The organism is Pseudomonas sp. NPDC090752 (genome assembly GCF_055584805.1).
The window spans coordinates 1-22,417 of the sequence record NZ_JBVJLI010000005.1 but is presented as its reverse complement, the minus strand read 5'-3'; the positions used below and the strand labels follow the sequence as shown (position 1 = coordinate 22,417).

The window sequence follows — 22,417 nt, the reverse complement described above, 5'->3', positions numbered from 1 at the left end:
GTTAACTGGGAGGATAGCCGCTGAGCGCCTTGTGTACCGATTCGCGCAAGGCGCTTTCGCGATCGCGCGGCGAACTTTTGTCGCTGCCGCTTTCAGCGCTCGCGCTCCACACCGGCTGGCCGTTGCGGGCATCGAACAGGTCGATGCGTACCACCATCACTTCAACCTCGTAGGTGCGCACGATCGGCACGCTGCCATAGGCGCCGTATCCGTTGCGGTAGCCGCCAACACCGACGCCACCGTAGGGGTACGGGCCGTAATAGGGATCGTAGGCGTCATAATCGCGCACCTGGCGCAAACGCCGCTCCAGGCGCAGGTCGGCGCTGACCAGCAGGTCGGCGGTGGTGCCCCTCGCCGGGCGCAGGCCATGCTGGTCGAGCGCGCCGCTGACGGCGTCGGCCAACTGCGCCGGGTCGGCATCGGCAGTGCCGTTGGGTAGCTGGCCGCCCCGCCAGCTCCAGCTGCGGTAGCGCCCATAGTCGCGCGGCGCTGCCGGGTAGGCACTGGCGTCAAAGGTTGTGGCCGCCTGCGGCGGGGCCGGTGGCAGCGGGCGGCTGCTGGCAACATAGGGGTTGCTGCCCTGGCAGGCGCACAGGGCGAGTGGCAACAGGGCCAGGCACAACAGGCGGTACGGCATGGATTCCTCCCGGCGGGCGGGTCAGCGGGGGCGGCACATCCAGTGCAGGTAGCGGCCGAGCCCGGCAAAGCTTGGGTGACGGCGGTGGGCCAGTTCCATTTCCAGCAGGTCGAGCAATTCGGCCTTGGCCTGGAAGTCCTTGGGCATGTAGTCGTGGAACACCCTCACGCCACTTTCGCTTTCGACTTGCCAGATAGGCTCAAGTTGCGCCTTGAGCTCGCGCGGATCAAGCGGTTTCTGTGGGGTGAGGCTCTGCTTTTCACCTTCCAGGCGGTTGCTGCGCAACTTGCGGAAATGGCCCTTGAGCAGGTTGCGATACACCAGCGCATCACGGTTGTAGAACGCCAGCGACAGCCAGCCGCCGGGTGCGGTCAGCTGGTGCAGCACCGGCAGGATGCTTTCAGGTTCGGCCAGCCATTCGAGCACGGCGTGGCACAGCACCAGGTCGTAGGGCTCGGTGAGCTGGCCGAGCAGGTCCTGCCAGGGCGCCTGGATGAACGTGGCTGGCTGCCCGGCGTCGGCAAAGCGCGCACGGGCACCTTCGAGCATGGGGGCGGCAGGTTCGGCCAGGGTCACATGGTGGCCGCGTTGGGCCAGCCACAGGGCCATGTGGCCAAGCCCGGCGCCAATGTCGAGCACCCGCAGCGGACGGTCGGGCAGGGCGTCGGCGAGGTCGGCCTGGAGCACGGCCAGGCGAATGGCGCCCTTGGCACCGCCGTAAATCTTCTCGGCGAAACGGGTGGCCAGCTCATCGAAGTGACGGTCATTCATTTTGCGAAGCGCCTTTCGCTGTCGGCCAGCTTTGCCCGAACCACCTGTTCCATGTCCAGGCCCAGTTCGCTGCACAGCAACAGCAGATAGAGGATGACGTCGCCCACCTCCTGGCCTGCGTGGGCGAGTTTGTCTGCTGGCAGCTGGCGCGATTCGTCTTCGCTCAGCCACTGGAAGATTTCCACCAGTTCGGCCATTTCCACGCTGGCGGCCATGGCCAGGTTCTTCGGGCTGTGGAAGCCGCGCCAGGCGTTGTTGTCACGGATCTGGTGCAGGCGTTGAGTGAGTTCTTGCAGGTTCATCGGGGCTCTCCTAATGCTGCATAGCTTCGGCGGAGGCCTGTTGCAAAGCAAGCGCAATTGGGGCCGCTGCGCGACCCATTCGCGGGGCAAGCCCGCTCCCACAAATACAGCGCGGTCATTGTGGGAGCGGGCTTGCCCCGCGAAGGCGGCCTAAAGCACAGCCCATCTCCCGACCATGTGCAGCAGTTCGCCGTGCCCATCCAGGCGCAGCTCACCGGCAGGCCCAGCCTCGCTGGCGCTCAGCACCACCTCGGAGGGCAACCGCACCGGCTTGCGGAAATCCACCTCGAATGCATAGCCACTGTTCGGCAGATGCCCGCGCAATGCGGACAGCGCCATGGCCTTGCTCCACATGCCGTGGGCAATCGCCTTGGGGAAGCCGAACAACCGAGCACTGGCGGCGCTCAGGTGTATCGGGTTGTAGTCACCACAGACCTTGGCGTAGCGCCGGCCAATGTCACTGTCGGCGTACCAGCGAGTCGCCTCGGGCAGAGGCTCGGGCTCGCGTTCCTCACCTTGTTCGGGCTGGCCCTCGAGCTTCAATCCACGCACCAGCATGCGACTGGTCTCGCGCCACAGCAGGCCAAGGCCATCCTCGGCTTCGGTGACCAGGTCAAAGGTCCCGCCCTTGGGATGCGGCTGCAGGTTGTCGGCATGCACTGCGAAGCGCAGCCCATCAATGCCACCCAAGGGGCGCAGTACTTCGATGCGGTTGTGCAGATGCACCAGGCCGAGCAGCGGGAACGGGAAGTCGTGGGCCGTCAAAAGCTGCAGCTGCAGGGTGAAGGCCATCACGTGCGGGTAGGTGCCCGGTAGGCGGCCATCTTCGGTGAAGTGGCAAAGCCGTCGGTAAGCGGCGAGGTTGTCGGGTTGCACGCGAAAGAAGCAGCGCAAGCCGTCTGTGGGTAGCGCGTCGCCGCTGATCTTGCGCTTGCTGGCCGCGCGCAGGTAGAGCCTGGCGCGCGAGTCGGGGCTGTGCAGGTCGTGCCAGTGCCGATTCATGTTCAAGCCCCCATCAATGCCTGGCCACAGACGCGCAGCACCTGGCCGTTGATCGCCCCGGAACCCGGCTGGCTGAGCCAGGCGATGGCCTCGGCGACATCCTGCGGCCGCCCGCCCTGGCCCAGCGAGCTCAAGCGCCGCCCGGCTTCGCGCAGGCCCATGGGCATGGCGGCGGTCATGTGGGTTTCGATGAAGCCGGGAGCCACGGCATTGATGCTGCCGCCCCGCTCGGCGAGTTTCGGCGCCCACGCCTGGGCGAAGCCGATCAACCCGGCCTTGCTCGCGGCATAGTTGGCCTGGCCGCGGTTGCCGGCGATGCCGCTGACCGAGGCCAGCAGGGTAACGCGGGCGTCCTCGCCCAGCGCGCCGGCGTCGAACAACGCCTGGGTGAGCACCTGCGGGGCCTTGAGATTGACCGCCATCACGGCGTCCCAGTAGTCCGGGGTCATGTTGGCGAGGGTCTTGTCACGCGTGATGCCGGCGTTATGTACGACGATGTCGATGCCGTCGGGCAAGGCTTGCAGCAACTGTGAAGCGGCATCGCTGGCGCAGATGTCCAGCGCCAATGCTTTACCGCCCAGGCGCGCGGCGAGGGCGTCGAGGTCCTGCTGCGCTTGAGGCACGTCCAGCAGCATCACTTCGGCGCCATCTCGGGCCAGGGTTTCGGCAATGGCGGCGCCAATGCCGCGCGCTGCACCGGTCACCAGCGCCCGTCGGCCCGCAAGGGGGCGGGTCCAGTCCTCGACCTGACTGGCGCAGGCTTGCAGACGCAGTACCTGGCCGGAAATGAACGCGCTCTTGGGCGACAGGAAGAAGCGCAAAGCCCCCTCTAGCTGATCATCAGCACCTTCGTCGACATACAGCAGCTGGGCTGTCGCGCCGTTACGCAGCTCTTTGGCCAGTGAACGACTGAAGCCCTCCAGCGCACGTTGGGCGACGCTGGCCAGTGGGTCGTCGATGCCTTCCGGTGCGCGCCCGAGAATCACGATATGTGCGCAAGGCGCCAGGCTGCGCAGCAAGGGCTGGAAGAATTCGCGCAACTGCTTCAACTGATCGCTGTCGCACAGATGACTGGCATCGAACACCACAGCCTTGAGCTTGGGGCCTAAGCCTGCGACCCAGGCGGGCGCCTGCAGGCCTTCAGCATTGAAGCTGTAGCGTTCGTCGGTCAGGCGCGCAGCGATGGCTTCGACGGTGAGCGCCAGCGGCCCGCCGCCCATGACCAGCGCACCCTCCACCGGACGCAGGCGGCCGGCCTGCCAGCGCTCCAGCGGGGCCGGACGTGGCAGCCCGAGGGCATCGACGAGGCGGCGGCCGAGGTTGGTGTTGGCAAAGCCGAGATAGCGGTCGCTCATGTGCGGGTCTCCCTGAAGGCAAGCATGCAGTGTGGACCAACTTTGTGGCAGGGTCGTTCGAATGCGGTAAAAACACCTAGGCTGTTCGGATCTAATTGTTTCAGGAGGAAGCTACGCATGCGTTCACTTCGCCGGGTCGCGATTCTGGGCGGCAACCGAATCCCCTTCGCCCGCTCCAACGGCGCTTACGCCACCGCCAGCAACCAGGCGATGCTCACGGTCACCCTGGAGGGCCTGATCGAGCGTTATCGCCTGCACGGGCTGCGCTTGGGCGAGGTGGTGGCGGGTGCGGTGCTCAAACACTCGCGCGACATGAGCCTGACCCGCGAATGCGTGCTCGGCTCGCGCCTGTCACCACAAACGCCTGCCTACGACATCCAACAGGCTTGCGGTACGGGCCTGGAGGCGGCGCTGTTGGTGGCCAACAAGATTGCCCTGGGGCAGATCGACAGTGGCATTGCCGGGGGTGTCGACACCACGTCCGATGCACCGATCGCGGTCAATGAAGGGCTACGGCGCATCCTGTTGCAGGCCAACCGTGGCAAGTCCTACGGCGAGCGGCTCAAACCTTTCCTGCAACTGCGTCCTGGGCACCTGAAGCCTGAGTTGCCACGCAATGGCGAGCCGCGAACCGGTCTGTCGATGGGTGAGCATTGCGAGCGCATGGCGCAAACCTGGCAGATCGGCCGTGCCGAGCAGGACGAACTGGCACTGCTCAGCCATCAGCACCTGGCGGCTTCGTATGTCGAAGGCTGGCAGGACGACCTGCTCACGCCATTTCTCGGCCTGACCCGCGACAACAATCTGCGAACAGACCTGACTCTGGATCAGTTGAGCAAGCTCAAACCGTCTTTCGATCGCAGTGGTCAGGGCACGCTGACGCCAGGCAACTCCACACCACTGACCGATGGTGCGTCATTGGTGCTGCTGGGCAGCGAGGAGTGGGCCCAGGCGCAGGGCCTGCCGGTGCTGGCCTACCTGGTCGATGGCGAAACCGCTGCCGTGGACTTCGTCAGAGGCCAGGAGGGCTTGCTGATGGCGCCGGTCTACGCGGTGCCGCGGCTGCTGGCCCGCAATGGCTTGCGCCTGCAGGATTTCGACTACTACGAAATCCACGAGGCCTTCGCCGCCCAGGTGTTGTGCACGCTCAAAGCCTGGGAGGATGCCGACTACTGCCGTGAGCGGCTGGGGCTGGATGCACCGCTGGGTGCCATCGATCGCAGCAAGCTCAACGTCAAGGGCAGTTCGTTGGCGGCCGGGCACCCGTTTGCGGCGACCGGGGGGCGGATCCTGGCCAACCTGGCCAAGCTGTTGGCCACCGCCGGGAAGGGGCGCGGGCTGGTTTCGATTTGCGCGGCGGGTGGGCAAGGGGTGACGGTTATCGTCGAGCGGTAAGTCTCTCAGGCAGTGCAGTGGTAACCTTGTCTGCTGAAAACTACAAGAAACCACTATGTCGACTGTCGGACACCCTCGTGCCATTCCCACCCTGGACCATCTGCCCAGGCCGCTGTATGCCCGCGCCGAAAGCCTCGGCGCAGGCTCCTGGACCACTCGCCACCGCCATGATTGGGTGCAATTTTCGTATGCCATCAGTGGCGTATTGGGTGTGTATACCCGTGACGGCAGCTATTTCGCGCCGCCGCAGTGGGGGGTGTGGATACCGACGGATGCCGAACACGAAGTGGTCACTTCCGGGCAGGCTGAGATGCGCAGCCTGTACGTGCGCCGCGATGCCTGCCCCTGGGCTTCGGCGCATTGCCGGGTGCTTGAGGTGACGCCGCTGGCGCGCGAGCTGATCAAGGCGTTTTGCCTGTTCCCGGTGGACTACCCGGAAGGCGACAGCAACGAAGCCCGCCTGGTTGGCGTGCTGCTCGATCAGTTGCGAACCTTGCCTGAGGTAGGGTTTTCCTTGCCGCTGCCACGCCACCCAGGGTTGCTGGCATTGTGCAACGGCCTGATTGCCGAGCCGGATCAACAGCAGACGCTGCAGCAATGGGCACTGGAAATGGGCTGTTCGGAGAAAACCCTGATGCGCCTGTTCCAGCGTGAAACCGGGCTGAGCTTCCGTAATTGGCGCCAGCGCATGCGGCTGCTGTCGTCGTTGGCATTGCTTGAGGCGGGGGAGAGTGTGACGGAGGCGGCGTTGGGCTGTGGTTATGATTCGACCTCAGCTTACATCGCCGCCTTCAAGCAGCTGTTTGGCTCAACCCCAGGTGAGTTGAAGTTGTAGTCAGTGCCGGCCTCTTCGCGGGGCAAGCCCGCTCCCACAGGGTTTCGCATAAACCTGTGGGAGCGGGCTTGCCCCGCGAAGAGGCCCGCGCGTATGTACATCAGGTACGGAAGCGCCGCACCAGCGAATCCAGCTCGTTGGACAACCCGGCCAGGCTCTGCGAATCCTGCCGCGCCGTCTGGGCCAGCTCGGCCACCAACTGCGCATCGCCGTGAATCTGGCTGATATGGCGGTTGATGTCCTCGGCCACCTGGTGCTGTTCTTCCGCCGCCGTAGCAATCTGCGTGTTCATGTCGCGGATGATGTCCACCGACTCGCGGATCTGGCCAAAGCTGTCGCGGGCCAGGCCAATGCGGCTGACCGATTGTTGCGACACCTCGAGGCTGGCATGCATCTGCTCGGCCACTTCGGCAGTACGGCTGGCCAGGTTGCCCAGCAGGCCATCGATTTCGGCGGTGGAGTCGGCGGTGCGCTTGGCCAGGGCCCGCACCTCATCGGCGACCACGGCAAAGCCACGGCCCTGCTCGCCCGCGCGGGCGGCTTCGATTGCTGCGTTCAGCGCCAGCAGGTTGGTCTGCTCGGCAATTGAGCGAATGGTACCGAGAATCGACTGGATAGCGTTGCTGTCACGCTCCAGTTGCTGGATCGACTGCGCCGACTGTTCGATTTCCTGGCTCAGCCGGTCGACGCTGTTCACCGCCGCATCGATCTGCTGCTGGCCTTCACGGGCCTGCTGCTGGCCGCTGTCGGCCGACTGCGCGGCCTGGCTGCAGGAGCGTGCGACCTCGTTGGCGGTGGCGACCATTTCATGGAACGCGGTGGAGACCATGTCCACGGCTTCGCGCTGGCGTCCGGCGGCCTCGGCCATGTCACCGGAAACCTGGGTCGAGCGGGTTGAGGTGGCGAGGATATTGCTGGCGGCAGAGCCGATGTGCTGGATCAGGCTGCGGATGGCGCCGAGGAATTGGTTGAACCAGCTGGCCAGTTGCGCGGTTTCGTCGCGACCACGCACGTCGAGGTTGCGGGTCAGGTCACCTTCGCCCTGGGCGATGTCTTCCAGGCCGCTGGAGACGCTGTTGATCGGGCGCACGATGAGCTTGGCGAAAGCCGCGCCAACGACGGCGAACAAGGCGGCGAGAATCAGCGCAATGCTGCCCACCAGCCAGGTCAGGCGGGTGGTGGTCTGCATCACTTCGCTTTGTTGGATGAGGCCGATGAAGGTCCAACCGAGCTTCTCGTCGGGATAGATGTTGGCCATGTAGCGCACGCCGTCGAGCTCGACTTCGACCAATCCTTTGCCGGCCTTGGCCAGCGCTGCGTAGCCGTCACCGAAGCTGGCCAGCTGTTTGAAGTTGTGGCTGGCGTCGCGCGGGTCGACCATGACGTTGCCGTTGTTTTCCATGAGCATCAGGTAGCCGCTTTCGCCCAGCTTGATCTGCTTGACGATTTCGGTCAGGCCCTTGAGGGAAACGTCGATGTTCACCACACCCCCTGGGTTGCCCAATTGGTTGGCTACGGCGCGCACGGTGCTGACCAGCACGGCGTCGTCAGCGGCCCAATAGTAGGCGCCGGTGCGCACCGTCTTGCCGGGGTTGGCCATGGCCAGCTGATACCAGGGGCGGGGGCGCGGATCGTAGTTGGTGAACTTCTGGCCGGCGGGCCAGCCGACGTAGCCACCGTCACTGACACCGTAGGAAACGTAGGCATAGCCAGGGTGAGATTCCGCCAGGCGGGTGAAGAATTCCAGCAGTTGCTTGTCCTGGTCGCCCAGCTCGTAGGAGGGATTGGCGCTCATGAACTTGTTCAGATTATTGCCCGTGGCGGCGACCATCGGCTGGGAAGCCAGGTAAGCGACGTTCTGGTCGATGCCCTGGAAGAAGATGTCCATCGCGTTGCTGACCTGGCGGATTTCCCGGCTGCTGCTGTCGAGAAAGCCTTCGCGGGCTTCTCCCCGCAAGTTGATGACCACCAGCGTGGCCACGAGGACGATGGGCAACGCGGCGATCACCGCGAAGGCCCAGGTCAGTTTCTGTTTGATGTTCATCGACGCTCCCGGAATTATTTTTTTGACACGCGAGGCAGTTACTTCTGCATCGGCCACATCCGGTTTTTTTTGAGCGCCAAAGCCCGTATTTATTGGGTTAGGTCGCATTTGGCGACTATTCGGTCGGCTTGGGGCTAATATGGCATACCAATAAGCTGTCGGCTCGCTCAACTCCCTCAGTGACAGCATCCGCCGCCGTTCGCCAGGTCCTTGAGAATCGGGCAGTCAGGCCGGTCGTTGCCCTTGCAGTGGGCAACCAGTTCACCCAGCGTGTCACGCAGGCTGACCAGTTCTTCGATCCGCCGGTTCAGCTCATCGATGTGCTGCAAGGCGAGCGCCTTGACGTCGGCACTGGCGCGTTGCCGGTCCTGCCAGAGGGTCAGCAGCTTGCCCACTTCCTCCAGAGAAAACCCCAAATCGCGCGAGCGTTTGATGAAGGCTAGGCTGTGCAGGTCATCTGGCTGGTACAGGCGGTAGCCGCTGTCGCTGCGGGTGGCCGGCTTGAGCAGGCCGATGGACTCGTAATAGCGGATCATCTTGGTGCTGAGCCCGCTGCGGCGGGCGGCCTGGCCGATGTTCATGGGGCCTCCTGCGAGGTGTTGGTGGGTTTCCAGGTTTTAAGCCACAGGGCATTGCTCACCACGCTGACGCTGGACAGCGCCATGGCGGCGCCGGCGAGCACCGGGTTGAGGTAGCCCAGCGCGGCCAGAGGGATGCCGACGAGGTTGAAGATAAAGGCCCAGAACAGGTTCTGGCGAATTTTCGCATAGGTCTTGCGGCTGATCTCCAGGGCGGCCGGGACCAGGCGCGGGTCGCCGCGCATCAAGGTAATCCCGGCGGCCTGCATGGCCACATCGGTGCCGCCGCCCATGGCGATCCCGATGTCGGCGGCGGCCAGGGCCGGGGCATCGTTGATACCGTCGCCGACCATCGCTACGACACCGTCTTTCTTCAGCTCGGCGACCGTGGCAGCCTTGTCGGCTGGCAGCACTTCGGCGTGCACATCGTCGATGCCAAGGGCTTCGGCCACCACCTTGGCACTGCCACGATTGTCACCGGTCAGTAGGTGGCTGCTGATGCGTTGCTGGTGCAGGGCAGTGATCGCTTCTCCGGCACCGGGCTTGAGGCTGTCACCAAAGGCGAACAGGCCGATGACTCGGGGCTGCGCGCCTCGCTCGACGAGCCATGAAAGCGTACGGCCTTCGGCCTCCCACGCATTGGCTTTGCTCGCCAATTCTCCGGGCTGCAAGCCGCTTTCGTCGAGCAGGCGGCGGTTGCCCAGCGCCAGTTCGCGGCCTTCCACAACGCCTGCGATTCCCCGCCCAGTCAGCGACTGGCTGTTGGCCACACCGGGAACAATCAGGCCTTGCTCGCTGCAGGCATCCAGTACGGCCTTGGCCAATGGGTGTTCGCTGCCGCGTTGCAAGGCACCGGCGAGGCGATGCAGTTCGCCGGTATCATCGGTCACGGCTTGGCTGTGCACCACCCGCGGGCTGCCGGAGGTGAGTGTGCCGGTCTTGTCGAACACCACACGGTTAACCGCATGGGCGCGTTCCAATGCTTCTGCGTCCTTGATCAGAATGCCGTGACGCGCTGCGACACCGGTACCCGCCATGATCGCCGCCGGCGTAGCCAGGCCGAGGGCGCAAGGGCAGGCAATCACCAATACGGCAACGGCGTTGATCAGTGCGGTCTCCAGTGGCGCTCCGGCCAACCACCAGCCGACCAGGGTAATCAAAGCGATGACCAGCACGGCCGGAACGAATACCTGGCTGACCCGGTCCACCAGTTTCTGGATCGGCGCCTTGGCCGCCTGGGCGTCCTCAACCAAGCGGATGATCCGCGCCAGCACGGTCTCGGTCCCCAATGCCTGGGTGCGCACCAGCAGCCGGCCTTCGCCGTTGATGGCGCCACCGGTCACGCTGTCGCCGGGCTGCTTGGGCACGGGCAGGCTCTCGCCGCTGATCAGGGCCTCGTCGGCGTGGCTGCTGCCTTCTTCCACTTCGCCATCGACCGGGAAGCGCTCACCGGGCTTGACCAGCACCAGGTCACCAAGGCGCAATTGGGCAATCGCGACGTCTTCCTCACGGCCCTCGACCAACCGGACCGCGCGCTCGGGGCGCAGCGCTTCGAGCGCGCGGATGGCACTGGCAGTCTGGCGTTTGGCGCGGCTTTCAAGGTATTTACCCAGCAGCACCAGGGCGATGACCACCGCCGACGCTTCGAAGTACAGGTGCGGGACCATGCCGGCCGGGGCTTGGGCCCATTGGTACAGGCTCAGGCCATAACCGGCACTGGTGCCCAGCGCCACCAGCAGGTCCATGTTGCCGGCACCGGCACGCACGGCCTTGTAGGCCGCCACATAGAAGCGCGCGCCAAGAATGAACTGTACTGGCGTGGCCAGCAGGAATTGCGCCCAGGCCGGCAGCATCCAATGCAGGCCGAACGGCTGAACCAGCATCGGCAGCACCAGGGGCAGGGCCAGCAACAGGGCGGCGCCGACTGCCAGGCGTTCTTTGCGCAGGCGGCGCAGGGCGTGCTGTGGGTCGTCGTTGGCCGACTGCGGCAGGCTGGCGCTGTAGCCGGCTTTCTCGACAGCGTCGATCAGCACGCTGTCATCCAGGCCTTGCAATACCTCGAGGTGGGCGCGTTCGCTGGCCAGGTTGACGCTGACCTGCTCTACCCCGGGCAACTTGCCGAGGGCGCGTTCGACACGGCCGACACAGCTGACGCAGGTCATGCCGTCGATTTGCAGCTCCACGGTGCGGGTCGGCACGCCGTAGCCAGCGCCACGTACGGCGTCGACCAGGGCTGGCAGGCTGTCGGCCGGGGCCTTGACCCGGGCCTGTTCGGTGGCGAGGTTGACGCTGACATTGTCAGCGCCGCTGACCTTGCGCAGGGCGCGCTCGACACGGCCAGCACAGCTGGCGCAGGTCATGCCGGAGATCGGCAGGTCGAAAGTGGTGGATGCAGGCATTGGCGCTCCTCCTTGGACAGGCCTTCAGCATCAACCTTGCCATGTGGGGAAGGTCAATACTCCAGGTTGGCGCGTCTGAGCTCCAGCCCATTGTGGCCCATGGCAATGCGGTATTTGTTGATCTGGCCTGCCTGCAGGGTCAGCCGGGTGCTGCGCTGATCCTCGATGCCGGGGGCGCAGCCGGGCATCTGCCCCGGCAGCAAGCGCAAACGTACGTCGACCGGGCCGGGCGGCAGGTTGAACGAAGTCGACTGTTCCTGGAACACACGCCCGGAAAGTTGATCGTTGAGGTACACGCCGATTTCACAACTGGTGGCTACTTCCAGGCGCTCCCGCGAAATGATCAGCACGCTGTAGTCCGCGTTGCCCTCGGCGCTGGCCGGTGGCACCACGGCCAGCGCCGCCATCAACCCGACAACGCTCACTGCTGCCCTGAACATGAAGTATCTCCTGCTTGCCAAATCGTCAAAGGCGCAGCTTGGCCGAGGATTGCGCGGATTTCCAGCCCGGCCGTTGCAGACAGAACTTGACCTTGCCCCGATGGCAAGCTTGAAACTGGGCAAAACCCTGAAGGAGGCAACCCCGATGCAAGTGTTCAATGTGCAAGGCATGACCTGTGGCCATTGCGTGAAAGCAGTGACCCGCGCGGTGCAGGAGCAGGATGCAAATGCCCAGGTTGAGGTCGACCTGGCGGGTAAGCAGGTGCGTGTGCAAAGCGCGTTGGCGGCCGAGCAATTGCTGGCAGCAATTCGTGAAGAAGGCTATCAGGCCGCCGTGGCGTGAGCGTGAGGGGCCGCTTGGCGGCCCTGTTTTGTTGCAAATGTTTTCATGCTGATGGCGTCCGCTGCAGGTAGACTTGTGCGCTTGCTTAGCCTGCTATGGATTCCTGATGAACCTGAGAATGGTGCTGATCCTGGGTGCACTCAGTGCGTTCGGGCCATTGGCGATCGACTTCTACCTGCCCGCCTTCCCGGCAATGGCGCAGGCGTTCGCCACCGATGAGAAACATGTCCAGACCACACTGGCCGCCTATTTCCTCGGCCTGTCGCTCGGGCAACTGGCCTATGGACCGGTGGCCGACCGCTTTGGCCGACGTAAACCGCTGCTGTTTGGCGTTGCGTTGTTCACCCTGGCCTCGCTGGCCTGCGCCTACGCGCCCAACCTCGACACGCTGATCCTGGCGCGCTTCGTTCAGGCCCTGGGCGGTTGCGCCGGCATGGTGCTGTCGCGGGCAATCGTCAGCGACAAATGCGACCCGGTGGCCTCGGCCAAAGTGTTCTCGCAACTGATGCTGGTGATGGGGCTGGCGCCGATCCTCGCGCCGATGCTCGGTGGCGTACTGGTGAACCTGGCCGGATGGCAGTCGATCTTCCTGGCCTTGAGCCTGTTCAGCGCGGCCTGCCTGGTTGCAGTCGGGCTGGGGTTGCCGGAAAGCTTGCCCACTCATATGCCGCGCCAGCCGCTCTCAGGCGCACTACGCCAGTACCTGCGGCTGTTGGCCGATCGCGTGTTCGTGGGGCATGCGCTGACGGGGGGAATTGCCATTGCCGGGATGTTTGCCTACATCGCCGGGTCGCCTTTCGTCTTCATCAAGCTCTACGGCGTACCCGCCGAGCATTACGGCTGGCTGTTCGGTACTAACGCAGCGGGCTTCATTCTCGTGGCACAAATCAATGCACGCCTGCTGGCCAAGCGTGGCCCGGCGTTCCTGCTGGTGCGTGCTGTCTGGCTGTACCTCGCGGCGGGGCTGGTGTTGCTCGGCGTGGCAGCGCTACGCCCGGCGCAATTGTGGCCACTGCTGGTACCGCTGTTCGTCTGCATCGCCAGCCTGGGTTGCATCATTCCCAATGCTTCGGCCTGCGCCATGAGCGGACAGGGCGCGCGGGCCGGCAGCGCCTCGGCCCTGATGGGCTGCCTGCAGTTCAGCGTCGCCGCAGGCGCGGCGGCGTTGGTGGGCGTGCTGCACGACGGCAGTGCCGTGCCGATGACCTTGGTGATCAGCTTGTGCGGGGCACTGGTGGTCAGTGTCGCGCTGCTGACCCGGCGTTCGCAGGCCAAGCGTTCGGCATAAGCGAGTGAGGTGCCTGCAAGCGGGTTTCCAGGGTGGCGACGAAGGCGCGTGCTTCGCTTTCGCTGCGGAAACTCACCACGTGCTGGTCGAGCCTCACCTGCCAGGGGCAGTTGGGGTTACGGTTCGACGCACTGACGACAATCTTCATCGCGGCCTACCTCCGAAGGGTGGTGTGAGCGGATCTAGTGTAGCGCTGCGGTCACCCACCGCCATGGCTTGATCAGGTGTTCTGACTGACGGTCGGGACACTACTGCCTGCTCGCCTGACACATTCAGATGCAATGTCTGAATCAGTCAGGATGCTTCTTCTTTTCTTGCGAGATTTTTGGCGCGTCGCTGTCAGTAGAGTCTTCAATTTCACGGGGGCGGGCTTCCTAATGCGTTGCCGCTTCCCGCTTGATTACGGCCTTCTCGCCCACCATCGCGACTACAGCATGCGTGTGCCAATAGTGCGAGGGTCGCCATACCCACGCCACTTTGCTGGCTTGCGGCCGCGGACGCGGCTGCCGGAGAGGGCGATCGTGCGGCTTATACTGGCGCGTGTCAGGCCGGCAGCTGCCCGGGTGGCAATCGGCGTTGCCAAGGTTGGCCAGTGAAAATCACATGGGGTTTTGCAGGGAGTAGAAGGGACATGAATACAGTCAGCAGTATCAGTCAAATCGCCGGCCTGATGGCCGACCCCAAGCGCAGTGCAATGTTATGGGCGTTGATCGATGGTATGCCACGACCGACCGATGAGCTGGCGGTAATGGCCGGATTGACTTCATCCTCAGCCTGCGCCCACCTGTCGTTGCTGTCTTCGGCAGGCCTGCTAAGGCTGGAGGCGCGTGGGCGTAAGCGCTACTTCAGGCTGGCGACACCCCAGGTAGGTGCGGCAGTAGAAGCGTTGGCCAGCGTGCAGCTCGGGCGTGACAAGGATGGACGGGCAACGCCATTGCAACTGCCAATGTCGATGCGCCGGGCGCGTCGTTGTGGCGATCACCTGGGGGGAGAGCTGGCGGGTGAGCTGTATCACCGGCTGGTGGTTGCGGGCTGGTTGGAGGGTAACGAGCAACAGCTGATGGTCAGCGAGGAAGGGCGCGTGCAATTGGCGGACATTGGCGTCTACATCGATGCACTGGCGCCGCGTCAGAAACGCGGCTGCGTGATCTGCCATTGCAACGAGTGGAGTGACCAAGGGCCGCACCTGGGTGGGAGTCTGGGAAGGGCTTTGCTCCAGCTGTTCCTGCAGTCAGGCTGGATTCGTGAAGCCGAGGACACACGGGCGTTGCAGATTACTGCACTGGGTGTACAGCAGATCAACCGCATTGCCCGCATAGCGACGTTGCAGATTGGGTGACTGCAACGCCGTGTCGGTGTCAGACCAAACGGGCGTCCAGACTATTCTGAGCCAGTCGTTGGGCTTGGTCTTCGGTCATGCCCAGGTGGGTGTACAGGGCATGGAAGTTCTCGGTCACGTAGCCGCCGAAGTAGGCCGGGTCGTCCGAGTTCACCGTTACCTTCACGCCACGTTCGAGCATGTCGAGGATGTTGTGTTGGCTCATATGGTCAAACACGCAGAGCTTGGTATTGGACAGGGGGCACACGGTGAGCGGGATCTGCTCGTCGATGATGCGCTGCATCAGGCGTTCGTCTTCGATGGCGCGTACACCATGGTCGATGCGCTTGATCTTGAGCAGGTCGAGGGCTTCCCAGATGTACTCGGGCGGGCCTTCCTCGCCGGCATGAGCCACTGCGACGAAGCCTTCACTGCGGGCGCGGTCGAAGACGCGCTGGAACTTGCTCGGTGGGTGACCTTTTTCAGAGCTGTCCAGGCCCACGGCGATGAACGCGTCGCGGAAGGGCAGGGCCTGGTCGAGGGTCTTCTGGGCCTCATCTTCGCTCAGGTGGCGCAGGAAGCTCAGGATAAGGCCGCTGCTGATACCCAGTTGCTCACGGCCATCTTTAAGTGCCTTGTCGATGCCGTTGAGCACTACTTCGAACGGGATACCGCGATCGGTGTGCGTTTGCGGGTCGAAGAAGGGTTCGGTGTGGATGACGTTCTGCGCCTTGCAGCGCTGCAGGTAAGCCCAGGTCAGGTCATAGAAGTCCTGCTCGGTGCGCAACACGTCCGCGCCTTGGTAATAAAGGTCGAGGAATTCCTGCAGGTTGTTGAAGGCATAGGCGCTGCGCAGGGCTTCGACGTCGTTCCAGGGCAGGGCGATCTTGTTGCGCTCGGCCAGGGCGAACAACAACTCGGGTTCCAGCGAACCTTCGAGGTGCAGGTGCAGTTCGGCCTTGGGCAGGGCATTGAGCCAGTCATACATAGGGGGATGTCTCGAATCAGGTACGGTTGCCGCCATTCTACAGGGCCTGGCCGGGCATTGCGCCCGGCCGGTCGCTATTCGGCTCACCAGGTGAGCGCGTCGCCCTTGTAATTGATGAAACGCAGGCCACCGTTGCCGCGCTGCGCCTTGATCTGCTCAAGCATGCCGCGGGTGCTGGTGAGCACGTCGATTTCGGCGTTCTCCCCGCCCATGTCGGTCTTCACCCAGCCCGGGTGCATGGCCAGCACGCACAGGTCAGGGCGCTGCAGGCCGACCACGAAGCTGTTGATCATCGAGTTCAGCGCGGCCTTGCTGGCTTTGTACAGGCAGATCTCGCCGCCGTCGGGGATGCTCACGCTGCCCAGGATCGAGCTCATGAACGCCAGCACGCCGGTGCCCTCGCGAATCTGGCCGGCGAGGCGCTGGGCGACCCGGATCGGCGCCACGGCGTTGGTCATGAACAGGTCGCCGATGTCTGCGCGCTGCACGGTTTCCAGATCTTGCGGCAGAGGCCCCATGACACCCGCATTGACGAACACCAGGTCGAACACTTTGCCTTGCAGGCGAAGCTTCAGGTCGTCGAGTTGAGCGGTGTCATTCATTTCCAGCTGTTCGATGCGAACCCCTGGCACAGCTTTCAGATCGCCGGCATTGCGCGGGTCACGAACCGTGGCGGTGATGTTCCAGCCGTCTTCCTGCAGGCGTTGTACCAGGCCAAGGCCGAGCCCGCGGGAGGCGCCGATGATGAGGGCCGTTTTTGGAGTTTCCATTGGCACGTTCCTTTATCGGTTTTGAGAAAGGAATTCAGCATACTGCAGGCCCGGCAGACTCGCCCGTTTTCAGGCCTGATCAAAAAACGATCAGTTGCGTTTGGCCGTGCGATGACGGGCGCTTGGCGAGTTGGCTAACCGGTTATCCACAGGCTGGTCCACAGTTAATGTGCGCAAGCTGCGCCGCGCTCTTAGTGACTTCTGCTTGACACGTTGGGGATAACTCCCAGCGGTTCAGTGCTTTACGGCTGTCATCAAACAGTGATCAAAATATGAGCAATGCTTTATAGGCCTTGATCGGTAAGGCCTGTAGAAGAGTGCCCCAAGCTTATCCACAGGCAGGCCCACAGTAGTTGTGAGCAATCTTCAGCAGGCTTCCAGGAGAATGCGTCCACGGCTGAGGTCCGCCAGTTGCTGCTGCAGCATGCTGATGTGCGCCTGGCCAATAGCAATCTGCAGATCAACCCCGTTAGCGGTGAACTGTTCATCGAGTACCAGGCCATCGACGTCGGCCAAGCGCAATTTCACCAGGGCCAATTCACTGAAGCTGCAGCTGCACCGGTACTCACTGCGTTGTACCAGCAGCCTCTTTGGTGCCTGCTGCAGGCATTTGTTGGCACCGCCGCCGTATGCTCGGGCCAAGCCGCCAGTGCCCAGCTGAATACCGCCGTACCAGCGAATCACCAGCACCACCACCTGGTCGCAGTCCTGGGCTTCTATGGCAGCCAGGATCGGCCGTCCCGCCGTGCCGCCAGGCTCGCCGTCATCGCTGCTGCGGTATTGCCCGCCCAGTTTCCAGGCCCAGCAGTTATGCGTGGCCGCCAGGTCGCTATGGCGTTCGATGAAGCCCATGGCTTCGGCGGCGCTGGCGATTGGGCCGGCGAATGTAATGAAGCGGCTCTTACGGATTTCCTCGCGAAACTCGCAGAGGTCGAGCAGGGTAGAAGGCATAAATAGTTGTCAGGCACTCGGCTTGATGCCGCACCCCTTGAGGATGATGTGGATAAGGTTGTTGCTCGCGTCTTCCATGTCCTGCTTGGTCAGTCGGCTGCGGCCGGTGACCTGGCAGATCTGCGTGGCAAAGTCTGCATAGTGCTGGGTGCTGCCCCACAGCAGGAATATCAGGTGTACCGGGTCGACCGGATCCATCTTGCCCGCTTCGATCCAGGCCTGGAATACCGCAGCCCGGCCACGGAACCATTCGCGGTAGTCGGCGCTGAAGTATTCGGTCAGGCACGTGCCGCCGCTGATCACCTCCATGGCGAAGATGCGTGAGGCCTGTGGATTGCGCCGGGAAAATTCCATTTTGGTGCGGATATACTGGCTCAGCGCTGCAGCGGGGTCGTCCTCGACGCTCAAGGCGTTGAAGGTGCTGTCCCACAGTTCGATGATATTGCTCAATACGGCGATATACAGGCCGAGCTTGTTGGTGAAGTAATAATGCAGGTTGGCCTTGGGCAAGCCGGCTTTCAGCGCGATGGTATTCATGCTGGTGCCCTTGAAGCCATGGCGGGCGAATTCGTCTTCGGCGGCCTGGATGATGGCCTGTTCGTTCTTCTGGCGAATGCGGCCGGCGGGCTTACCCGAGGCGGGAGGGCGATGCGCAGGGACTTCTAGGGTCATGGACGATTCCGTACAGGTCTGTGGCAACGGATGTCGGACAAGATTACCTGCCTGCGCTCAAGTGACAAGCATTAGCGTCACAAGCAGGCATCAGCGTGTCGCAGCCAGGCTTTCGAGGAAGCTTTCCAGTACCAGGTTCGGCCGTCGGCCTTTGCGCGTGACCCAGCTCAGGCTCAGGTCGTAGAAGCGCTGGTCGGGTTTGAGTGCGCGAAGCCGGCCTTGCTGAACCCAAAAGCTCGCGTAGTGGTCGGGGAGATAGCCGATATAGCGGCCGGTGAGGATCAGGAACGCCATGCCTTCCCGGTCGGAGGCGCTGGCGGTGCAGTTCAGGACCTGGTAGTGGGCCTGGATATCGGCTGGCAAGCGGAAGGTCGGGGCAATCGCTTCCTGGTCGTTGAGGCGTTCATCGACGATCTGCTGGTCATCGGCGTAGAACAACGGGTGGCCGACTGCGCAATAGAGCAGTGAGCGTTCGCTGTACAGTGGCTGGTACTCAAGGCCGGAGAGTGGGCTGGTCTGTGGCACCACGCCAACATGCAGGCTGCCGTCGAGAACACCCTGCTCGACCTGGCTGGGCGCGATCATGCGGATCTGGATGCGCACATCCGGGCCACGGTCCTTGAGCTCGGCCAGGGCATGGGTAATGCGCATGTGCGGTAGGGTCACCAGATTGTCGGTCAGGCCGATGTTCAGCTCGCCGCGCAGGTGCTGGTGCAGGCCGTTGACTTCGGTGCGAAAGGTTTCCAGCGCACTGAGCAGCTGTAGCGCCGAGTGGTAGACCTCGCGCCCTTCCTCGGTCAGCGAGAAGCCGGCGCGCCCACGCTGGCACAGGCGCAGGCCGAGACGCTGTTCGAGGTCGTTCATCTGTTGGCTGATGGCCGAGCGACCAATGCCGAGTACGTTCTCGGCGGCCGAGAAGCCACCGCATTCAACTACGCTTCGGTAGATTTTCAGCAGGCGGATGTCGAAATCGCTGACTTGAGCGAGAGGGTCGGGGCGTCGGCTCATAAGTTTAGTCGTGTACTACCTGAAGATTAGAAATGCAGGCTTTTCCAGACTTTATCCCCGTGCCAATTTAGCTGCAACAACATCCATCGTTGCCTAATCGTCTTTCGAGGAACCGCCGATGAACATGCCCGAAACCGCCAGTGTCGGTATCGCCAGCCAGCTCAAGCTGGATGCCCACTGGATGCCCTACACCGCCAACCGCAACTTCCATCGCGACCCACGCCTGATTGTGGCTGCCGAAGGCAATTATCTGGTCGATGACAAAGGGCGCAAAATCTTCGATGCTCTGTCCGGTCTGTGGACGTGTGGTGCCGGTCATACCCGCAAGGAGATTGCCGACGCAGTCACGCGGCAGCTGAATACCCTGGACTACTCCCCGGCGTTCCAGTTCGGCCACCCGCTGTCTTTCCAGCTGGCCGAAAAGATCACCGAGCTGACGCCGGGCGACCTGAACCATGTCTTCTATACCAACTCCGGTTCAGAGTGCGCCGACACCGCGCTGAAAATGGTCCGTGCCTACTGGCGCCTCAAGGGCCAGGCCAGCAAGACAAAGATCATTGGACGTGCGCGTGGATATCACGGCGTTAACATCGCGGGCACCAGCCTGGGCGGCGTCAACGGCAACCGTAAGATGTTCGGTCAGTTGCTCGACGTCGACCACCTGCCGCACACCGTACTGCCGGTCAACGCCTTCTCCAAGGGCCTGCCGGAAGAAGGCGGTATTGCTTTGGCAGACGAGATGCTCAAGCTGATCGAGCTGCACGATGCTTCGAACATCGCCGCCGTGATCGTCGAGCCGCTGGCAGGTTCTGCCGGTGTACTGCCTCCGCCGAAGGGTTATCTAAAACGCCTGCGTGAAATCTGCACCCAGCACAACATCCTGCTGATCTTCGACGAAGTGATCACTGGTTTCGGCCGCATGGGCGCCATGACTGGCGCCGAAGCCTTCGGCGTCACCCCGGACCTGATGTGCATCGCCAAGCAGGTCACCAACGGCGCCATTCCAATGGGCGCGGTGATCGCCAGCAGCGAGATCTACCAGACCTTCATGAACCAGCCGACCCCGGAATATGCCGTGGAATTCCCACACGGCTATACCTACTCGGCGCACCCGGTCGCCTGCGCCGCCGGTATCGCCGCGCTCGACCTGCTGCAGAAGGAAAACCTGGTGCAATCGGCGGCCGAACTGGCACCCCATTTCGAGAAACTGTTGCACGGCGTCAAGGGTACCAAGAACGTCGTCGACATCCGTAACTACGGTCTGGCCGGGGCGATCCAGATCGCTGCCCGTGATGGTGATGCCATCGTCCGTCCTTACGAAGCTGCGATGAAGCTGTGGCAAGCCGGCTTCTATGTACGCTTTGGTGGTGACACCCTGCAGTTCGGCCCAACCTTCAATACCCAGCCGCAGGAGCTGGACCGTCTGTTCGACGCGGTCGGCGAAACATTGAACAAGGTCGACTGATCTTTCCGAATCTGACGTAAGGCGCGTGAGCTAGTTTGCGCGCCGGCATCCATCTTCTTTATCTGGAGTTTTGCATGAGCATTGTTCAGCACCTGATCCACGGCGAGCTGGTTACCAAGGGCGAGCGCACCGCCGATGTCTTCAACCCATCGACTGGCCAGGCGGTACGCAAGGTCGAGCTGGCCAGTCGTGCGACCGTGCAGGAAGCGATCGATTCGGCCAAGGCGGCCTTCCCTGCCTGGCGCAATACACCACCGGCCAAGCGCGCTCAGGTGATGTTTCGCTTCAAGCAACTGCTGGAGCAGAACGAAGCCCGCATCTCGCAGTTGATCAGCGAAGAGCATGGCAAGACCCTGGAAGACGCCGCTGGCGAGCTGAAGCGTGGCATCGAGAACGTCGAGTTCGCCTGCGCGGCGCCTGAAGTGCTGAAGGGCGAGTACAGCCGTAACGTCGGCCCTAACATCGACGCCTGGTCCGACTTCCAGCCGTTGGGCGTGGTGGCCGGCATCACGCCGTTCAACTTCCCGGCCATGGTCCCGCTGTGGATGTACCCATTGGCAATTGCCTGCGGTAACGCCTTTATCCTGAAACCGTCCGAGCGTGACCCGAGCTCGACGTTGTACATCGCTCAACTGCTGCTGGAAGCCGGCCTGCCGAAGGGCATCCTCAACGTGGTGCATGGCGACAAGGAAGCCGTGGACGCGCTGATCGAGGCCCCAGAAGTGAAGGCGCTGAGCTTCGTCGGCTCGACCCCGATCGCCGAGTACATCTATTCCGAAGGTACAAAGCGCGGCAAGCGTGTTCAGGCACTGGGCGGCGCGAAGAACCATGCGGTGCTGATGCCTGATGCCGACCTGGATAACGCGGTCAGCGCACTGATGGGCGCGGCCTACGGCTCTTGCGGCGAGCGTTGCATGGCGATTTCCGTGGCGGTGTGCGTGGGTGATCAGGTTGCCGATGCACTGATCGCCAAGCTGGAGCCGCAGATCAAGGCGCTGAAAATTGGTGCGGGCACTTCTTGTGGCCTGGACATGGGCCCGCTGGTAACCGCAGCTGCCCGAGACAAAGTGGTCGGTTACATCGAAGAGGGTGTTGCAGCTGGCGCCAGACTGGTGGTGGATGGCCGTGGCTTGCGTGTTGCAGGTAACGAAGATGGTTACTTCGTCGGTGGCACCTTGTTCGATAAGGTGACCCCAGAAATGCGCATATATAAAGAAGAGATCTTCGGCCCTGTGCTGTGCGTGGTGCGTGTGAACAGCCTGGAGCAGGCCATGCAACTGATCAACGATCACGAGTACGGCAACGGCACCTGCATCTTCACCCGTGACGGTGAGGCCGCCCGGCTGTTCTGTGACGAGATCGAAGTGGGCATGGTTGGCGTCAACGTACCGTTGCCGGTGCCGGTGGCTTACCACAGCTTTGGTGGTTGGAAGCGCTCGCTGTTTGGTGACCTGCATGCATATGGTCCGGACGGGGTGCGCTTCTATACGCGTCGCAAGGCGATTACCCAACGCTGGCCACAGCGTGCCAGCCATGAGGCATCGCAATTTGCGTTCCCCAGCCTGTAAGGCATGAGGTGAAGCGGGGAGGCCGGCAGGCCGCCCCGCTTTGTTTTTCAGGAATATGAAGGTTTCTTGAAATTAAGCCTTGACGCACTTTCAAATCCCCTTATAATGCGCCCCACTTCCAGCGACAACGGAACGAGAAACTCCTTGAGATTCAACGAGTTACTTGATTCTGGCGGTGCTGAAAGTGCTTCGATCGTCTGATCGATAGCGGTTGAAAAGGTGGTTGACAGCGCTTCTAAACGCTGTAGAATTCGCCTCCCGCTACGAGAGATCGCAGCGAGCCAAGTG

Annotated in this window: 23 protein-coding genes and 1 pseudogene; 7 read left to right on the top strand and 17 right to left on the bottom strand. The window is 62.9% G+C overall.

From position 1 onward, the window contains the following. Position 1 precedes the first annotated feature (1 nt). The 5 genes from ACZ6YA_RS08860 to ACZ6YA_RS08840 all read right to left on the bottom strand — a co-directional run bounded on the left by ACZ6YA_RS08860 (position 2) and on the right by ACZ6YA_RS08840 (position 4,067). Positions 2-637, bottom strand: a complete 636-nt coding sequence (locus ACZ6YA_RS08860) for a DUF4136 domain-containing protein (protein ID WP_465896734.1) — start codon at positions 635-637, stop codon at positions 2-4. Between the two features lie 21 nt (positions 638-658). Beyond that, positions 659-1,408, bottom strand: coding sequence for a methyltransferase (locus ACZ6YA_RS08855; RefSeq protein WP_465896733.1), 750 nt, complete (start codon positions 1,406-1,408; stop codon positions 659-661). Next, positions 1,405-1,710: a MazG-like family protein gene (locus ACZ6YA_RS08850; protein WP_465896732.1), complete on the bottom strand. Its 306-nt coding sequence runs from the start codon at positions 1,708-1,710 to the stop codon at positions 1,405-1,407. Before ACZ6YA_RS08850 ends, ACZ6YA_RS08855 begins: the two co-directional genes overlap by 4 nt. Positions 1,711-1,860: 150 nt before the next feature. After that, positions 1,861-2,712: a MaoC family dehydratase gene (locus ACZ6YA_RS08845; protein ID WP_465896731.1), complete on the bottom strand. Its 852-nt coding sequence runs from the start codon at positions 2,710-2,712 to the stop codon at positions 1,861-1,863. Positions 2,713-2,714: 2 nt separating this feature from the next. Beyond that, on the bottom strand, positions 2,715-4,067 hold the full coding sequence (locus ACZ6YA_RS08840) for a 3-oxoacyl-ACP reductase (RefSeq protein ID WP_465896730.1): 1,353 nt from the start codon (positions 4,065-4,067) through the stop codon (positions 2,715-2,717). Between the two features lie 117 nt (positions 4,068-4,184). On the opposite strand from ACZ6YA_RS08840, the gene ACZ6YA_RS08835 reads away from it, so the two are divergent. After that, positions 4,185-5,462, top strand: a complete 1,278-nt coding sequence (locus ACZ6YA_RS08835) for an acetyl-CoA C-acetyltransferase (RefSeq protein ID WP_465896729.1) — start codon at positions 4,185-4,187, stop codon at positions 5,460-5,462. Between the two features lie 55 nt (positions 5,463-5,517). Next, entirely contained in the window at positions 5,518-6,297 is a 780-nt protein-coding gene (locus ACZ6YA_RS08830) for an AraC family transcriptional regulator (RefSeq protein ID WP_465896728.1), read from the top strand. Positions 6,298-6,397: 100 nt separating this feature from the next. Here ACZ6YA_RS08830 and ACZ6YA_RS08825 read toward each other — a convergent pair whose 3' ends face one another. The 5 genes and pseudogenes from ACZ6YA_RS08825 to ACZ6YA_RS08805 all read right to left on the bottom strand — a co-directional run bounded on the left by ACZ6YA_RS08825 (position 6,398) and on the right by ACZ6YA_RS08805 (position 11,758). Next, positions 6,398-7,126 (bottom strand): methyl-accepting chemotaxis protein, encoded by a 729-nt coding sequence (locus tag ACZ6YA_RS08825; protein WP_465896933.1) that lies wholly within the window; start codon positions 7,124-7,126, stop codon positions 6,398-6,400. Positions 7,127-7,255: 129 nt separating this feature from the next. Continuing rightward, positions 7,256-8,185 (bottom strand): annotated as a pseudogene (locus ACZ6YA_RS08820) (cache domain-containing sensor histidine kinase); the annotation flags it as partial. A gap of 332 nt (positions 8,186-8,517) precedes the next feature. Then, complete coding sequence (cueR, locus tag ACZ6YA_RS08815; protein ID WP_465896727.1) at positions 8,518-8,922, bottom strand: Cu(I)-responsive transcriptional regulator; 405 nt, start codon at positions 8,920-8,922, stop codon at positions 8,518-8,520. Further along, entirely contained in the window at positions 8,919-11,318 is a 2,400-nt protein-coding gene (locus ACZ6YA_RS08810) for a heavy metal translocating P-type ATPase (RefSeq protein WP_465896726.1), read from the bottom strand. The genes cueR and ACZ6YA_RS08810 overlap by 4 nt, the downstream gene beginning before the upstream one ends. A 53-nt stretch (positions 11,319-11,371) precedes the next feature. Continuing rightward, positions 11,372-11,758: a hypothetical protein gene (locus ACZ6YA_RS08805; protein ID WP_465896725.1), complete on the bottom strand. Its 387-nt coding sequence runs from the start codon at positions 11,756-11,758 to the stop codon at positions 11,372-11,374. 145 nt (positions 11,759-11,903) lie between these two features. Here ACZ6YA_RS08805 and ACZ6YA_RS08800 point away from each other — a divergent pair, with 145 nt between their 5' ends. Beyond that, positions 11,904-12,101: a heavy-metal-associated domain-containing protein gene (locus ACZ6YA_RS08800; protein ID WP_465896724.1), complete on the top strand. Its 198-nt coding sequence runs from the start codon at positions 11,904-11,906 to the stop codon at positions 12,099-12,101. A 106-nt stretch (positions 12,102-12,207) separates the two neighbouring features. Further along, the gene (locus tag ACZ6YA_RS08795; RefSeq protein WP_465896723.1) at positions 12,208-13,389 is read left to right on the top strand and encodes a multidrug effflux MFS transporter; all 1,182 of its coding nucleotides are present in this window, start codon (positions 12,208-12,210) and stop codon (positions 13,387-13,389) included. On the opposite strand, the gene ACZ6YA_RS08790 is transcribed toward ACZ6YA_RS08795, so the two are convergent. Further along, positions 13,340-13,537, bottom strand: a complete 198-nt coding sequence (locus tag ACZ6YA_RS08790; protein ID WP_465896722.1) for a hypothetical protein — start codon at positions 13,535-13,537, stop codon at positions 13,340-13,342. The genes ACZ6YA_RS08795 and ACZ6YA_RS08790 overlap by 50 nt on opposite strands. 483 nt (positions 13,538-14,020) lie before the next feature. Here ACZ6YA_RS08790 and ACZ6YA_RS08785 point away from each other — a divergent pair, with 483 nt between their 5' ends. Continuing rightward, the gene (locus ACZ6YA_RS08785; protein ID WP_465896721.1) at positions 14,021-14,728 is read left to right on the top strand and encodes a transcriptional regulator; all 708 of its coding nucleotides are present in this window, start codon (positions 14,021-14,023) and stop codon (positions 14,726-14,728) included. A gap of 19 nt (positions 14,729-14,747) precedes the next feature. Here the strand turns inward: ACZ6YA_RS08785 and ACZ6YA_RS08780 are convergent, their stop codons facing one another. From ACZ6YA_RS08780 to ACZ6YA_RS08760, 5 genes are all read right to left on the bottom strand, one after another. After that, the gene (locus ACZ6YA_RS08780) at positions 14,748-15,695 is read right to left on the bottom strand and encodes an adenosine deaminase (RefSeq protein WP_465896720.1); all 948 of its coding nucleotides are present in this window, start codon (positions 15,693-15,695) and stop codon (positions 14,748-14,750) included. Positions 15,696-15,778: 83 nt separating this feature from the next. Continuing rightward, on the bottom strand, positions 15,779-16,465 hold the full coding sequence (locus ACZ6YA_RS08775) for an SDR family oxidoreductase (protein WP_465896719.1): 687 nt from the start codon (positions 16,463-16,465) through the stop codon (positions 15,779-15,781). A 366-nt stretch (positions 16,466-16,831) separates the two neighbouring features. Next, the gene (locus tag ACZ6YA_RS08770; protein ID WP_465896718.1) at positions 16,832-17,416 is read right to left on the bottom strand and encodes an IMPACT family protein; all 585 of its coding nucleotides are present in this window, start codon (positions 17,414-17,416) and stop codon (positions 16,832-16,834) included. 9 nt (positions 17,417-17,425) lie between these two features. Continuing rightward, on the bottom strand, positions 17,426-18,088 hold the full coding sequence (locus ACZ6YA_RS08765; protein WP_465896717.1) for a TetR/AcrR family transcriptional regulator: 663 nt from the start codon (positions 18,086-18,088) through the stop codon (positions 17,426-17,428). A 90-nt stretch (positions 18,089-18,178) separates the two neighbouring features. Beyond that, the gene (locus ACZ6YA_RS08760) at positions 18,179-19,096 is read right to left on the bottom strand and encodes a LysR family transcriptional regulator (protein ID WP_465896716.1); all 918 of its coding nucleotides are present in this window, start codon (positions 19,094-19,096) and stop codon (positions 18,179-18,181) included. A gap of 118 nt (positions 19,097-19,214) precedes the next feature. On the opposite strand from ACZ6YA_RS08760, the gene aptA reads away from it, so the two are divergent. Both aptA and ACZ6YA_RS08750 read left to right on the top strand, forming a co-directional pair. Further along, complete coding sequence (aptA, locus tag ACZ6YA_RS08755) at positions 19,215-20,561, top strand: omega-aminotransferase AptA (protein ID WP_465896715.1); 1,347 nt, start codon at positions 19,215-19,217, stop codon at positions 20,559-20,561. 74 nt (positions 20,562-20,635) lie between these two features. Continuing rightward, the gene (locus tag ACZ6YA_RS08750; RefSeq protein WP_465896714.1) at positions 20,636-22,129 is read left to right on the top strand and encodes a CoA-acylating methylmalonate-semialdehyde dehydrogenase; all 1,494 of its coding nucleotides are present in this window, start codon (positions 20,636-20,638) and stop codon (positions 22,127-22,129) included. A 47-nt stretch (positions 22,130-22,176) separates the two neighbouring features. Here the strand turns inward: ACZ6YA_RS08750 and ACZ6YA_RS08745 are convergent. Continuing rightward, the coding region (locus ACZ6YA_RS08745) for a hypothetical protein (protein WP_465896713.1) at positions 22,177-22,417 on the bottom strand (241 nt) is incomplete at its 5' end.